The following is a 14,098-nucleotide window of genomic DNA, read 5'->3' as shown; positions in this document are numbered from 1 at the left end:
ACTATCTTGAAAAACGCCGCGTGGTGAATGTCATGAGCCCAAGAACGTAACGTTTCACGCTTAATCGACAGTCCTTCATTTTTGCTCAAAAGCTCCGAGAGATGTTGAAGATTAAAGTCGTAGTACTTGGTTTGAATGAGGCCTTGAACCTCCTTCTTGAGTGACTCAGGGATTTTATTGATGGGAGCACGACCAGTGTTACCATGAACCACGAACCGAATGCCTTCCTTGCGATAGCGACTCAAGTAACGTTCAACGGTTCTTCGTGATTTTTGCAGTAATTGCGTAGCACTATTGATAGTAATTTTGCCATCAATGACTTTGCTAATGATATCGACAGTAAACTGTGATTTTGAATCCATATAGAACATCCTTAGCACCCTTTAAAGCTCATTTGATTACTTTAAAAAGTACGCTAAATCAGTCCCGACATTTTCCCTCGGTAGTTAGTGTAATGACAAAGTCGCTTGGTAATTAAGGTACGACAGAATCGCTTGGTGATCACAGTAAGCACTCCTCCCGCTGAAACACGTTTTTGGACAATTATCATTTTCGTAAAATCGAATATTAGTAATTTATGAATAACCCTATGTATGGGAAACCACTCCCGAATTCATTATTACGGTTGATTTAAAACACCGAGCCCTCATATTCTTAAAATCCACCCACAACGCTACCTTGGCTATGCAAATCAAACGAGACTTTGACTACTACCACAACCTTCACAACCTCATTACCCACGCCCTGCTTCATCTGCTGTGTCAGGTATCCGCATCTTCCCGTTTTGTTCCAGTAACATCACGCAATGACATACTGATAAAGTACCTTAAGCCAAAGCTCAACGATAAGTCGTTATCGAATATCAAAAAAGACATCAAACTGATGCTCAGCGTGGCAAGAAAAAAAGGTGGGAACCTAGAAATGAAACTGCATCAACTTAATTCACAGTCGAAGCATGCAAAACTCGTCGGTGCTGAAAAGCTTTATAACCTACTCGTACACCTTTATGACGTAGAGGGTATCGAATCAAGACTGTTTGAGGAGGGTAGTGAAGCGGAGCCTGGGATTCTTTATATGCTAGAGGAACAAGTCGAACACGGTTTTGACCAAGAACACAATCAAGTCACCCCACTATCGATGCTTATCCAACTAGAGCGTGCACCAGAGCTTATCAATTCGATTAATGCTCACGGCCTATTTCTTGCCGAAATGAAAGAGTGGAACACCGAGATACATCAAGCCCACATCTTAGTACACCCTGCTTAAAAAACTGGCTACCGATCATTTAAACCCCAATGATTCATCCCACATGAGCTGGCTTCACCAGCTAGCTCGAAGTTGGACAAATTTTACTTAGAGTAAAGCACCTATTCCCTGAAGTTTTTTACTCGAACCAATACAGAAGCCACTTATGAAGATGAATAGCTATTCACTTTGTAGGTTGCTTAATACTCAGAATAGTTAGTAGCGCACTTTTAATCATCCACAACTTCAATCGTTATATGTTGGGCACCAAGATATGTGCCTTCATCAATCTCATAACGTAAAGTTTCACCACAATGAGGGCACTCAAATTCTTCATTGGGTTCAATACACTCATCTTCGAGCCAATCCCAGCCAATTTGTTTTTCACAAGTAGGACATCTCATTCAGTCATCCTTATTCATTCAAATACAATTCCGCCATACCATCGAGCTTGCTTTTCACTTCTTTCCACTGAGGCATCACGCTGGTTAATAAGCGCCAGAAGCGTTCACTATGGTTGTATTCCGCGATGTGGCAAAGCTCATGTAAGATCACGTAATCAATGCACTCTTTAGGCGCTTTAATCAGATGAGGGTTGAGCATCAATGTGCCTTTGGCTGAACAGCTTCCCCATTGTTTTTGCATCGGCATAATGCGAAATGAAGGGATGCCCTCTACCCACGTAGCCTGCGGTAAAAGCTCAGCCAAACGTTCGTGGAAAACCCGTTCTGCACGAACGCCATACCAACCAGATACCAGTGCTTTGACGAGCTTTGGCTTATCTTCGTTAAAGCGGTTAAGCGTGACTAACAGCTTACCTCGTTCCATCTTCACGCTGGAAGTGGCATCTTGGTCTTCAACCACCTTTAACACATAGCGGCGGCCTAGATAGAATTGCATCTCACCACTCACGTAGTGCTTGGTTTGCACATATTCTAAATGAGATCGGAACTCGACCAGTGCATTCCAAATCCATTGAGCGCGTTGCATGACCGCCTCATGGATTGCTGATTTTTCAGCATCTTGAGGCGCAGTGACAGCGACTCGGCAATCTGGATGCACTCGGATGGTGATTTTCTTTTTCTTGTCTTCAGCAAATACCTTGCGGATCACCTCATAGGTAACAGCTTCATCACCATAGATGAAGCTGTATTCCTCTGTATTGCCTTCTTGATGATTAACCGAAGTCATGCTTAGTGACCTGAGGTATTGTTACCAGACAGGCCAAGACGGGTGATCTGAATGACATCTGTGATAATGGCTTGCGCTTTGTCGATACCAACATCATTAAACAGCAGTGGCAGCAGTCCTAAACGGATCTGGTTTTCAATCTCTGATGGGTTAATTGAAAACTCGGCAACCGCCTTACGCACAATGCCATCAATGTCTAACGCATATTGAAAGCATTGCTCTTCGGTTAGAGGTAACGGCTCTCCCCCATTTTCTTTTAGCAACCCATGTTTTAAGAACAGACCATAGTAAGCTTGAACATGGCGTTTTATTTTAGGGTCAAGTTCTGCGAAGCGATCGGTCGGCATTCCAGCTACCTCTCGATCTTTAACCTGCTGCTCGAAATCTGCAAACAGAAGGTACTGTTTTACAGGGCTGTCAAACATCTCCTTGGTTTTCTCGATAGCTTGCTTTAACAAGTTTGAGAAATACTCTTGCGCATACGGATCATCCGCCAAATCTTGCTCAATCATCTTGGTTACACGACCTGTGATGACATCCTTTTTGTTATTGGCTTCATCATCGGTCATTTGCTCTGGTTTGGCATCTTTACCCATGTTGCCAACCAAATAAGCGCCTTCTGGCTCTTCAATCGACACACCTGCAATGTGCTTGTCTAACATGGCGCGAATATTTTCCGAATACTCGTCGTAGTCCACGGTTTCCTCTGCATCTGCACGTACTTGTTGACGCAGTTGGCTCATGGATTTCAACGTGTTTTTATAAAGCTGACGCTTATCATCAAAGCTCTTATCTTCAAAGTAAGTAGCCGATTGCAGAGCTACTTTTAAGCAGTTAGCAAACGCAGTCAGCGCATCATAAAAATCATTACGCAGCTTTAAGTTGGTATCTGTCAGTTGACCATCAATCGTATCAATTTTAGGTGCCAAAGCTTGACGCAGTGCTTGTCCATCTTGCTTGTTCTTCACACCAGAAAAAATTGCCCATAGGTCATCATACAAACCTGGCAACTTCTTGTATTCGGTGTCCATGCGGTTATACAAACCTTTGAGATCATCGATATCAAAGCCGCCTTGGGTACGCTCAGCTAAATCTTGGTATTTCTCAATAGTGGTATCCAATTCACGTAAGATGCCACGGTAATCAATCAAATAACCGAACTGCTTTTTGCTGTGTAGGCGGTTAACACGCGCAATGGCTTGAATAAGGTTGTGCTGCTTTAATGGCTTGTCGATATAGAGCACTGTGTTTTTAGGCTCATCAAAGCCCGTTAGCAGTTTATCGACCACGATCATAATGTCGGGGCCTTCATCCTTTTCAAATTCTTGGATGATGTGCTTGGTGTAGGCTTTTTCATCGCTCCAGCCTTTCTGTGTGACGTTCTCTTTCCACCAATTTTGCACCAGATCGGTACTTTCATTATCGACGTTATCGTGCCCCTCACGGGTATCGGGTGGCGACATCGCAACCACTGAAGTGACTTTACCGATTTGATCGAGAAGTTTCTTATAGCGGATTGCAGAGGCTTTAGAATCACACGCCAGTTGACCTTTCAAACCTTGCTGCTTAAAGTTTTGAAAGTGATCAGAAATGTCGTGCGCAATTAACTCTAAACGCCCTTCGGTTTGGTAGATCTGGCCTTTTTGCGCAAACTTGCGTTTTAAGTCAGCGCGTTGCTTTTCCGATAGGGTATCGGTGATACGGCCAAACCATGCATCAATGGCTTTGTCATTGGTGCTGAGGTCTGGCTTACGTTCTTCGTACAACAACGGCGTAACGGTACCATCTTCTACGGCTTGTTGCATGGTATAAGAGTGAATGATCTTACCGAACTTGTTCTCGGTTTTATCGTCTTGCAGCAGAGGTGTACCAGTGAAACCGATATAAGCGGCTTTCGGAAAGGCTTGCTGCATTCGGATGTTGTTCTCACCGTTTTGGCTACGATGCCCCTCATCCACTAATACGATAATGTCTGGGCTATCGTTGTAGCATTCAGGTAGATTAATCGCTGTACCAAACTTGTTGATGATCGAGAAGATGATACGTTCATTGCCTTTCCCAATTTGCTCAGCAAGGCGTTTGCCTGTGGTTGCCATTGCCTCTTTTTTGTCTTTATCTGACAGTGCGCCGCCAGAGGCAAAGGTGCGAGCAAGCTGATCTTCTAAATCGACACGGTCAGTCACCACCACAACGCGGCATTTCGCTAACTCTTTTAGCCAAATCAGGGCTTTTGACAAAAACACCATCGTGAAAGACTTACCCGAACCTGTGGTATGCCAAATCACACCGCCGTTACGTGCTCCCTTCTCATCAAAAGAGGTGATGCGCTCCACCAAGGCTTTAATGCCAAATACTTGCTGATAACGTGCAACAATCTTACCCGCTTTTTTATCAAACAGGGTAAATAAACGTGTTAGTTCTAGTAAACGGTCATGGCGCAGCAAAGATACTAACAAGCGATCTTGATCTGTCACCACCAAATCACCACCTGCAATCAGTGATAGATATTCATTTTTGATCGCTGACGTGCGATGGCTGAAAATCGCATTCAGTTGCGCGTTATTCAATGGCGTGTTTTTGAGGCGTTCAAAGGTACTTTCGGTGATTTCTTCTTCTTTCCATTTTGCCCAGAATTTCTCAGGTGTGCCGCACGTACCGTATAAGCCATCATGCCCATTGATGGATAACAACAGTTGGCTGTAAGCAAACAGATGCGGGATTTCATCCACTTTTTGGTTGCGGATGTTTTGCGAAATACCCTCGGTAATGGTGGGTTTGCCGTTGATGCTGCTATCAGGACGTTTTGCTTCTATCACTACCCAAGGCAAGCCATTAACGAAACAGACCACATCAGGAATGCGTTTACCTGTCCCACGGGCGTTATCAACTTCCATCTCTTCGGTGAAATGAAATTGGTTGTTTTCAGGCGTGTCCCAATCGATGATTTGAATGGTTGGGTTAGCTTTTTTGCCCTCGACAAACTCAGTGACGCTAATGCCATAAGTTAACGCGTTATAGAGTTTTTCATTGGCCGCTTTTAGCCCTTCATTCATCGCAGGGTTAGCCAGCTCTTGCACGATTTTATCAATCGCAGCTTGCGATAAATGGCGATCTTTCCCCATAAATGAATAGGTTTTAAAGCTCAGAACCTTGCGTAACACCTGCGGCAAGATCACCGTGGTTTTGTTGCCTCGCATTGCCATGCATTCACTTGGCGGAATAAATTGGTAGCCAAGGTTAGTGAGCAAATTTAACGCGGGGATTTTTGCGCTTTGCTCTTCACGGAAGTTGGGTAAGTTGCCTGACATTGCTATCTCTTAATTTGTCGATTCGTTCTAATTTTTTTGTATTTAATGGTGCTTACGACTTTTGGCCTGATTGAAATCGATAACGTTATTAGGAATGCTGCCAATTCCTTCGTAGTATTCATTCATCGCTTGGTTAAGTTCGGCATTCATCTCGTCCAGATAGCTGTCATCGGGAATCCCATGCTTAACCATTTCGGCGTGCATCATCTGTCGGCGTAGAGAACTAAATAACTGGCGGATCAGTTTGTCCTCGTTGTCGCCCAACTCACTATAAGTTTGCATCCAATCAATAAACATCTCTTCATCGGGATGAAAGTGATCTTTTTTCTGCTTGGTCGAGCGAATTAAACTGTTAATCCACTCATCAAAGCTTGCTGACTGTTCATGCCCTTCAGGTAGAGAACCAGCTTGGTAAACTTGGTCTTCAAACTGCCAAGCAACATCATTGATATGGCTTTGTACGCTGCGGTCACCTCGTTGACAAAAGATAGGCTTAGGATGAAGTTTGATGAACTCATTGAACATCTCTTCAAAGCTCTCTTCATCGCACATTTCGAACTCTTCACCAAAGAACTGCATGTTGTTAAATAGTCTTTCAAGTAGTTGATTAGTGAACTCGAGCCAATCCCCTTTTTGAATGCCAACAAACACCATGGAATAGCGAGTTTCAACGTGCATGGCGATTAGTACTTTCTTGCGTTGTACATTTACCGCATGAACCAGCCAAGCACTCATCGGTGGTTGGGTTCTGAACGCATTTACGGGTTCAGAACTACTGATAGAATCCGTTGGCGGCGTTTCCAATGGAGAGACTTTTTTGCCATTGCGTTTAACTGTGAAGAAGTCCGCAGCGGCTTTTGTACAGTTGAATACTAACATTGTGTATTACCTAGCTTTTAGTCAACCTATGTGGGGCCGTGCATCACATAGGTTTAGAGAGTGGATTAAGCTGCTTCGGCTTCCGCTACTTTCACGCGACGCTTACCTGTTAAGAGCTGTTGCATCAACGCCTTTTTCTCTTGCTTGAAGTGTGCAAGCTTGGCTTCTAGTAACTCAATTTCTTTATCGGCACTAGTGAGTACAGAAGCAATTTTTTGTTGTTCTTCAACTGACGGATACGAAATAGCCATGACTCTTAAATCTGTCACACTTATATTAAGTTGAGCAGCTCCAGCAGCTTTATCCAAAATATTTTGTTGTACTTTCTCAGAAAGATATAGGTAAGTGACGAAATTTTGTATCGCCATTGCTTTACTTCGAATGCGACCCACTCGTTGATTCAAATAGCAAGGAATGTCTTGGTCTTTCACCCAACCATAATTGGATAAACTTCCTGACATTCCAAAAACAAAGTCTGAAACATGTAATCTAAATTTATCTAGTCCATTCACAGTTTCTATTGAGACTCGTGCTGCCTCTTTAACATCGAGTCCTCCAGATTTAAAATCACTCATTCTGATGATTGGAACCGAGTTTTCATCATCTTGAACAAATGATGTGCTTTTAAATGCAAAGCCGCTATCGATAACTGCTATGTCTTCGAGCTTACCTTGCACCCACTTTCCCTCAAATGCTTTACCCGTTTTCGGGTCAACCAACCGCTTTTTACCCGTCAACAACTGCTGCATTAAGGCTTTTTTCTGCTGCTTGCTGGCATCAATCAGCTTTTCAGTGGTTGTAATACCGCGATCCCATGTAGAAAGGATTTGAGCGATTTTGCGTTGTTCTGGGAGTGGAGGAACAAGCAATGGTAGCTTTTCCAGTGTGGCTTTATTTAGTTTAAAGCGTCCAGCTCCTTGCCTTGATAGAAAATTGGTTATATTTCTATGCTTAAAATAATTGAAGAACCACTCTGAGTCACAGATACTTGAACTTTCTAATATATGAGCATGGTTGTTTACAGTACATTTTCCAGAGATAAACTGCGTTTGAGGCATTGTGGCATACTTCAAAAAATGATCGCCATCCTCTCCAATTAATGCATAAATTCCATCTTGTTCGTATTCAGAGATGTAATCTTGTATTTTAGTTGGACCATAGTAAGGGTATTGCCCTTTCATAGTCTCTCGGACTTCTTGGCTAATTGGTTTTCTAAAATTGTTGCGAATACGTAAAGCTTCGCCCACCTTACAAAGTTGCCAATCTTCAGGAATTTCAGATATCTGAGCCTGCACTAAATCAAGCTTTGAGATTGAATCAGGCACCATAACCCAACTCCTCTAGGTAGCCCGCCATTTCGGCTTCTAGATCGGCTAGCTCGGTTTGCAGCGCCAAACGCTCACTGCGCACTGCCATCAAATCGATTTCCGCTTCTTCTTCAAAGGTATCGACGTAACGAGGAATGTTGAGGTTGTAGTCGTTCTCACGGATCTCATCAAGGGTTGCCACATACGCATATTTATCCACGTTGTCGCCGCTGCGGTAGGTTTTCACGATCTTGTCGATGTTTTCTGCCGTAAGAACGTTCTGGTTTTTGCCAGACTTAAACTCACGCGAAGCATCAATGAACATCACATCCTTGGTGTCTTTCTTCTTCTTAAAGATCAAGATTGCCGCTGGAATGCCTGTACCAAAGAACAGTTTTTCAGGTAAGCCGATCACCGCATCTAGCAGGTTTTCTTCAATCAACTGTTTACGGATTTTGCCCTCAGAAGATGCGCGGAATAGCACACCATGAGGCACAACTACGCCCATACGACCTGTCTCTGGTTTCAGTGTCTCAATCATGTGTGAGATGAAAGCGTAGTCGCCTTTGGTTTTTGGTGGTACGCCACGGCGGAAACGACCAAAGTGATCGCTTTCTGCGTCTTCATGACCCCATTTATCTAACGAGAATGGTGGGTTTGCGGTTACTACGTCAAAGTGCAGTAAGCCACCATTAGCATCTTGCAGCTTAGGGTTACGAATGGTGTCGCCCCATTCAATGCGGTGGTTGTCTTCACCGTGCAGGAACATGTTCATTTTCGCCAGTGACCATGTTGAGCCAATCGCTTCTTGACCAAACAGAGCATACTGCTTAGAGCCGCCAAAGTTCTTTTGAACTTGCTTACCACACTTCATCAATAGTGAACCTGAACCACATGCAGGGTCACAAATGCTGTCACCTTGTTGTGGTTCTAGGATGATAGAAAGCAGATCCGATACCTCTGGCGGGGTATAGAATTCACCTGCTGATTTACCGCTGCCAGCGGCAAAGTGTTTGATCAGGTATTCGTAAGCGTTACCAATTACATCCAGCGAACCAACACGGCTTGGACGTAGGTTTAGGGTTGGCTTACCAAAGTCTTCCAATAGGTGGCGTAGAATGTCGTTCTTTTGCTTTTCATCACCCAATTTATCGGTGTTAAAGCTGATGTCTTGGAACACGCCTTTAAGCTTGGTGCCGTTAGCTTCTTCAATTGCGTGTAATGCTTGGTCAATACGAGTACCGTTACCTGCGGTATTACGTGCATCATACAAATCCCAAAAGGTTGAACCTGCTGGAATTTTGAATGATTGGCTGGCAAGCATGGCTTCAACCATCTCTTTGTTGTCACCGAACTGTTTAGTAAGTTCTTCCACTTTGTCTTGGCGAACATCTGAGATGTACTTTAAGAACAGCATGGTCAAGATGAAGTCTTTGTAGATGGATGGGTCTACGGTGCCACGGAACGTATCGCACGCCGACCAGACGGCTTTGTTGATTTCATCTTGGTTGATAGTAGAGTTTGGCATTAAGTTATCTCGAATAGCGTTAAATTTTTTCAATTAGCGATGCTGCAATGCGTTTAAATGAGGCAAAGCAGGTATCAAAATCATGGGGTTCGGTGTTAAACACCATTGGCGTGACAAAGTCCTGAAAGCGTTGGCGGAAAATTGGATTCTCCTCAAGCTCTTTGAGGCTAAGTTGTAGCTCTTGTTTGGGGTTGGCAACAAACTCGGCATGTTGATTGCCAAAGCGGGCAATATCTTCTGCCAATACCGCTTTGAATAGACCGTCAATCGAGTCGAGTTCTGGCATTGAGAGCTTTGTTATGCAGTGAACATCGTAAATATGGCGAACTAAAGCAACATCATCGCTTCGCTCCGTATTGCGTTTTACCGACATGGTACGGCGCAGCATTGAAATAATTTTTTCAACCAATGTGGCATGGATAGAGACGCAATCAAATGCACTCACTTCGTGCGGTTGTTGGTACAACTCTACTAGCAGAGATTGAATGCTGCGCGACTCCACATCCAGTAATGGAATGGTTTCGATTAACTCTAACTTGATGATGGGGCGAAGGCAGGGTGCTTGACTAAACTTCTGCGGGTATTTAAGTTCAAACTCGACGTAGCGGTACTCATCTCGCACAGAACGCTCTTCAACGGTAAATAGCTCTGACTGGGTGATCGCCTGTTCAATCTCGTTAACACATGCCTTTCTCGCGGCTTTCTTTCTCGCACGGCTCAGTTCATCAAATGCTGGGTTGGGGATGAGTTTTATATCCACATCTTCCGACATTCTTAGAATTTTAACGTTTGATTTCGCCAACGCAGTGCCGCCAGAAAAGACCATTTGATGATGCTCAGGACAAACTTTCGCTAGCTCAGCCAGTAAAGCCACGACCCAGTAATCTTTTTCAATGATGGCTGGGTTTCCGAGCTCAAGCGCATCGGAAACCTCAAGGAACTGTTGTTTTAGTGTGTTCATACTAACTTGGTAAGTTCAGCACACGGCTACCGACCACCAGTTTGCGATTAAACTGTTTTGGGTCCCATGAATACTGAATAGAAGATGGAATTTGGGTGCTTGAACCTGAAAGACTTTGTAGCGATAGACTATCCATCTCAAAATCAACGCCTTTCATTTTAAGAATTTCTCGCATAAGGGCATCGGTACCACCTGGATTGGTGGGCATAGGCTTACCTGTGAGGCTATTGATTCTTGCTTTGGTATACAAGCCATAGCCAAGCTTCATTAACTCACCTTGCTGCACAAGCTGCCTCAGGGCCCGACCTATTTGGTCGTAACTTGCAAATCCATCAAAGTCTTTGCGTTCAAATACATAACGTCTTGAACGCTTTATCTTTTGATAAATGCGGTCTGCTGCTGTCATTTGAACCTCCTTACGTACAATAACAGCAGTATAACTGACCGTGTACATTCAAGGAATAGATACGGCATGACAGAATGAAGAAAAACGGCATCGCCATACACCTAAAAATAAATAAGTTAATGTAAATAAATAACTTTAAGTGACGATATTCTAATTCAGCCATTGCCAATAGCAAATGCTGACCTAGTTCAAGAGTCGGTATTCTCAGAGATCTTTAATGCATCTTCTATTTCAACACCAAGATAGCGAATGGTATTGTCGAGTTTTACGTGTCCGAGCAATAATTGAACCGCACGGATGTTCTTTGTCCGTGCATAAATGAGTGTTGCTTTCGTGCGGCGCATTGAGTGAGTACCATACTGATATGAGTCGTAGCCAAGTTTTGTTGCCCAACGACGAATGATTTTAAGATAACGGCTATAGCTCATGGATTTACCCTGCTTCCTAGAACTAGGAAACAAGTAATCTGACGCGGTAATTTGGCTTTTCATGATCCACTGTGCTAACGATTGTGCTGTACGGGAAGTGATCTCAAACTGCACCTCTCGCCCCGTTTTACTTTGACTGTAGAGCACACGGTCTTGAATAACACCGCCAGAGGATATGTCTCTCACTTTCATTCTAAGCAAATCACATGATCGTAACTTGCAATCTATGGCGAGATTCAGCAAGGCGAGTTCCATGATGTTTTCTTCGATTTCGAGCCGAGTACGAATTCGCCATATGTCTTCAAGCTTAAAAGGCTTTTTCTGCCCAGTTAGATGACCTTTCTTCGTCCACATAATTGACCTCCAGTCTAAGTTTAGAAGTGGCCTTAGTAAGGTTAGTGGATGGTATACAGAAAAAGTGGTGCTGGTAATTAAGAAGATGCTTGACGGTTGGTTGTGGCTACTCTAGTCTCGCTTTCCTTCTTGGTGCCTTTTTTAAATCCGTCCAAGACTTTCGATAAGGCATCTTGAGGAAGAATAGAGGACGTTTTGTTCTCTTTGGCGGCTTTTGTACCATTCTAATGCAGCGATTGGCAGGTTTTGCAAAAGCCGCTTCTTGCTAATAGGTAGCATTCATCGTTTAAGGCTTTGTTTATATATCTTTCGCAATGTAGCACGATTCATTCCAAGCATTCGTGCGGCCTGAGCCTGATTGCCTCGGGTATGCAGCAAGAGCACTTCGACAATCGTGTACTTCACTTCTGGTAGTAATTGGCTGAGATCGGGCGCTGCATGCTTTTTATCTGCAATGCCTGTCAATTCAAGCTCTTGTTTCACACATTGAACCACCTCATCCTGCGTTATCAAAGTCGTCATACTTTTTTCCTCTTACTTTTTTCTTCTTTGAACGATGTATAGCAATGTGCGACTAAGCGCCCTTGTTGGGTTTTGTAAGGCAAACCAGAATTACCAATGTTGATCCTTTTTCGCCAGACTACAAGTGCCTCTAATGAGCTCGTAGCGTTCATTTTTCGCTGTATTTTTTCGAAGTATCCGTCAAAGCTCATGAATTAAGCGCAGCTGTATAGAAAATGAATAAGCTCGGAGTCCGAATTAACAGGAAAGTTCCCTAAATCTTTTGTTAATTGGGATGAGAGTAAGTTCACAGCCTTTGTAGGCAGAGTGCTCATCCGTGCCATAGATTAAGATGATTTCTCTTACCGCCTTATTGTTACTTCAGTCACACTTTTACAAGGTCTGACGTGCAAGGTTAATATCACAAAATAACGACCCCTTCCTTTGTTTTAAAAACGCGAAAAGTGCTTTGAAAAGGAAATATCGTGCAATTCACTACCGAGAATCACTTTTTCCCGCATAAAGAATAAGCGCCTTGATTCATTTCGATTGTTAGAATCCAAAGTTATTTGGTTTATGGAAACAGCAATGAAATCGTCGCAACCTGATGCTTCAAAAGAGGTCTACCCACGAATCGGTAAAGTCTATGAAGTTCACTCAGATAAATCTCGCGTTAAAGTCAATTTTCATGGGAATCCAATCGGTCAGCCTATATGGGCAGTCATAGGTCGAGCGTTTAAAGCTTCTGACATAGATCTCGCTATTGATAACCAATTGAACTGCCAAATCAACTTTATGGATGGCGATCTTAGCCTTCCTATCCTTGTTGACATCTTCACCTCTCTACTAGAGGAAGACCTATTGATACTCCGAGCCAAAAACATGGTTGTTCAAGGCGATGAAAGTGTCGTCCTACGCTCAGGGGAGACTCAAGTATCAATGACGGCTAAAAGTGGCACGGTTAAAACCACCGCCCAAAACATCAATACATCGGCAGATAAGCTACAAAAAATTCAAGCGACCAAAGTGCGCTTAAACTGATTGAAAAGGAAAAAATTATGGCATCAACCATCGGCGCTAATGGGCTGAGTATTGTACATAAAGGCTCAGGCGGTGAAGCGAATGCGTCTGTGCCGGACGTTTGTTTAACCAAAGTCGGAAAGCCTGTCGTTCCTATTCCGTACGGCAATAACGCTAAATCCGCCGATTTGGTGGACGGCTCAACCAGTGTTACTGCCGATGGTGGCAATAGTATTGCACTGCAAGGCAGTAAGTTCTCAAAAAGTACTGGTGATGCCGCTGGCGATAAAAAAGGCGTGAGTTCAGGAACTATTGAAGGAGAAGCGCAGTTTGTGACGTCTTCTCCGAATGTTCTTATCGAAGGAAAAGGAGTGGCACGCCAAAGTGATCAAATGACCATGAACAATGGCAACACCATGTGCTTCGGCGTGCAGAACCCATCTTTCTCGGTCGAAGAAGATCTTGAAGAGACCTTTATCATGGACGTTTGCGTGCGTCATCCAAATGGTCAAAGACTGGTGAATGCGCCATTTAAACTCTGTGATGAGCAAGGCTCGACGGTGTATGAAGCCACTTTGGATGAAAAAGGACGCAGCGATGCGGACCCGCTCAAAGGTGGCAAGGTCAAACTGCTGGTCGAAGAGAGTCAAGACCCGTTTGTGGTGACTCCGGTTCGTCGCGATAACCCTCGCCATATAGACAGCCAATCGGATGATGATTTTTTCAATATCGCTTCCAAAGGTCAGCGCGGCTTTTGGCAGCCAACCAGAATTGAGACCGTTGGCACGGCTTGGGGCAGTATTGGTCAAACGTTGAGTAGCGATCGCTATTTCCAAGACATGGTCAGTGCCGAGGTCATTCAGCACTTTACCCATTATCACCCAGATACAACATTCGATGTATCAAAGACCTGTGATGCACTCATTGGCAACCTTGATCAACCCTTGCCACATACTACCGAATCGCTGCT

General features: G+C 43.8%; 13 protein-coding genes and 1 pseudogene. 3 read left to right on the top strand and 11 right to left on the bottom strand.

The genetic code is table 11. From position 1 onward, the window contains the following. Positions 1–371 (bottom strand): annotated as a pseudogene (locus tag KIO97_RS23265) (ISNCY family transposase); the annotation flags it as partial. A gap of 313 nt (positions 372–684) precedes the next feature. On the opposite strand from KIO97_RS23265, the gene KIO97_RS23260 reads away from it, so the two are divergent. Continuing rightward, positions 685–1,266: a DUF2913 family protein gene (locus tag KIO97_RS23260; protein WP_274880464.1), complete on the top strand. Its 582-nt coding sequence runs from the start codon at positions 685–687 to the stop codon at positions 1,264–1,266. 209 nt (positions 1,267–1,475) lie between these two features. On the opposite strand, the gene KIO97_RS23255 is transcribed toward KIO97_RS23260, so the two are convergent. The 10 genes from KIO97_RS23255 to KIO97_RS23210 all read right to left on the bottom strand — a co-directional run bounded on the left by KIO97_RS23255 (position 1,476) and on the right by KIO97_RS23210 (position 12,129). Then, complete coding sequence (locus KIO97_RS23255; protein ID WP_170960937.1) at positions 1,476–1,649, bottom strand: hypothetical protein; 174 nt, start codon at positions 1,647–1,649, stop codon at positions 1,476–1,478. Positions 1,650–1,659: 10 nt separating this feature from the next. Continuing rightward, positions 1,660–2,436, bottom strand: coding sequence for a M48 family metallopeptidase (locus KIO97_RS23250; protein ID WP_061007686.1), 777 nt, complete (start codon positions 2,434–2,436; stop codon positions 1,660–1,662). 2 nt (positions 2,437–2,438) lie between these two features. Then, a complete protein-coding gene (locus KIO97_RS23245) occupies positions 2,439–5,744 on the bottom strand; it encodes a type I restriction endonuclease subunit R (protein ID WP_285384062.1) in 3,306 nt (1,101 codons plus the stop codon). A 42-nt stretch (positions 5,745–5,786) separates the two neighbouring features. Next, positions 5,787–6,623, bottom strand: a complete 837-nt coding sequence (locus KIO97_RS23240) for a hypothetical protein (RefSeq protein WP_086370888.1) — start codon at positions 6,621–6,623, stop codon at positions 5,787–5,789. Positions 6,624–6,688: 65 nt separating this feature from the next. Further along, a complete protein-coding gene (locus tag KIO97_RS23235; protein WP_285384061.1) occupies positions 6,689–7,951 on the bottom strand; it encodes a restriction endonuclease subunit S in 1,263 nt (420 codons plus the stop codon). Beyond that, positions 7,941–9,458, bottom strand: coding sequence for a type I restriction-modification system subunit M (locus tag KIO97_RS23230; RefSeq protein WP_285384060.1), 1,518 nt, complete (start codon positions 9,456–9,458; stop codon positions 7,941–7,943). Before KIO97_RS23230 ends, KIO97_RS23235 begins: the two co-directional genes overlap by 11 nt. Before the next feature lie 19 nt (positions 9,459–9,477). Beyond that, a complete protein-coding gene (locus tag KIO97_RS23225) occupies positions 9,478–10,419 on the bottom strand; it encodes a nucleotidyl transferase AbiEii/AbiGii toxin family protein (protein WP_285384059.1) in 942 nt (313 codons plus the stop codon). A gap of 1 nt (position 10,420) precedes the next feature. Beyond that, the gene (locus KIO97_RS23220) at positions 10,421–10,825 is read right to left on the bottom strand and encodes a DUF6088 family protein (RefSeq protein WP_085343578.1); all 405 of its coding nucleotides are present in this window, start codon (positions 10,823–10,825) and stop codon (positions 10,421–10,423) included. 188 nt (positions 10,826–11,013) lie between these two features. Next, on the bottom strand, positions 11,014–11,607 hold the full coding sequence (locus KIO97_RS23215) for a tyrosine-type recombinase/integrase (protein WP_045410202.1): 594 nt from the start codon (positions 11,605–11,607) through the stop codon (positions 11,014–11,016). 279 nt (positions 11,608–11,886) lie between these two features. Beyond that, positions 11,887–12,129, bottom strand: a complete 243-nt coding sequence (locus tag KIO97_RS23210) for a helix-turn-helix domain-containing protein (RefSeq protein ID WP_285384058.1) — start codon at positions 12,127–12,129, stop codon at positions 11,887–11,889. Between the two features lie 567 nt (positions 12,130–12,696). Between KIO97_RS23210 and KIO97_RS23205 the strand changes: the two genes are divergently transcribed. Next, positions 12,697–13,149 carry a hypothetical protein gene (locus KIO97_RS23205; protein ID WP_021018079.1) on the top strand — a complete coding sequence of 151 codons (453 nt, stop codon included), beginning with the start codon at positions 12,697–12,699 and terminating at the stop codon, positions 13,147–13,149. Positions 13,150–13,166: 17 nt separating this feature from the next. Continuing rightward, on the top strand, positions 13,167–14,098 hold a 932-nt coding region (locus KIO97_RS23200; RefSeq protein WP_285384057.1), incomplete at its 3' end, for a DUF4150 domain-containing protein.

Source organism: Vibrio sp. B181a (assembly GCF_030248375.1).
Taxonomy (GTDB): Bacteria; Pseudomonadota; Gammaproteobacteria; order Enterobacterales; family Vibrionaceae; genus Vibrio; species Vibrio campbellii.
This window is presented reverse-complemented; position numbering and strand designations above follow the sequence as displayed.

Coding starts and splice junctions, on each gene's coding strand:
- KIO97_RS23260 (WP_274880464.1), top strand. CDS start 685: ATGCAAATCAAACGAGACTTTGACTACTACCACAACCTTCACAACCTC.
- KIO97_RS23255 (WP_170960937.1), bottom strand. CDS start 1,649: ATGAGATGTCCTACTTGTGAAAAACAAATTGGCTGGGATTGGCTCGAA.
- KIO97_RS23250 (WP_061007686.1), bottom strand. CDS start 2,436: ATGACTTCGGTTAATCATCAAGAAGGCAATACAGAGGAATACAGCTTC.
- KIO97_RS23245 (WP_285384062.1), bottom strand. CDS start 5,744: ATGTCAGGCAACTTACCCAACTTCCGTGAAGAGCAAAGCGCAAAAATC.
- KIO97_RS23240 (WP_086370888.1), bottom strand. CDS start 6,623: ATGTTAGTATTCAACTGTACAAAAGCCGCTGCGGACTTCTTCACAGTT.
- KIO97_RS23235 (WP_285384061.1), bottom strand. CDS start 7,951: ATGGTGCCTGATTCAATCTCAAAGCTTGATTTAGTGCAGGCTCAGATA.
- KIO97_RS23230 (WP_285384060.1), bottom strand. CDS start 9,458: ATGCCAAACTCTACTATCAACCAAGATGAAATCAACAAAGCCGTCTGG.
- KIO97_RS23225 (WP_285384059.1), bottom strand. CDS start 10,419: ATGAACACACTAAAACAACAGTTCCTTGAGGTTTCCGATGCGCTTGAG.
- KIO97_RS23220 (WP_085343578.1), bottom strand. CDS start 10,825: ATGACAGCAGCAGACCGCATTTATCAAAAGATAAAGCGTTCAAGACGT.
- KIO97_RS23215 (WP_045410202.1), bottom strand. CDS start 11,607: ATGTGGACGAAGAAAGGTCATCTAACTGGGCAGAAAAAGCCTTTTAAG.
- KIO97_RS23210 (WP_285384058.1), bottom strand. CDS start 12,129: ATGACGACTTTGATAACGCAGGATGAGGTGGTTCAATGTGTGAAACAA.
- KIO97_RS23205 (WP_021018079.1), top strand. CDS start 12,697: ATGAAATCGTCGCAACCTGATGCTTCAAAAGAGGTCTACCCACGAATC.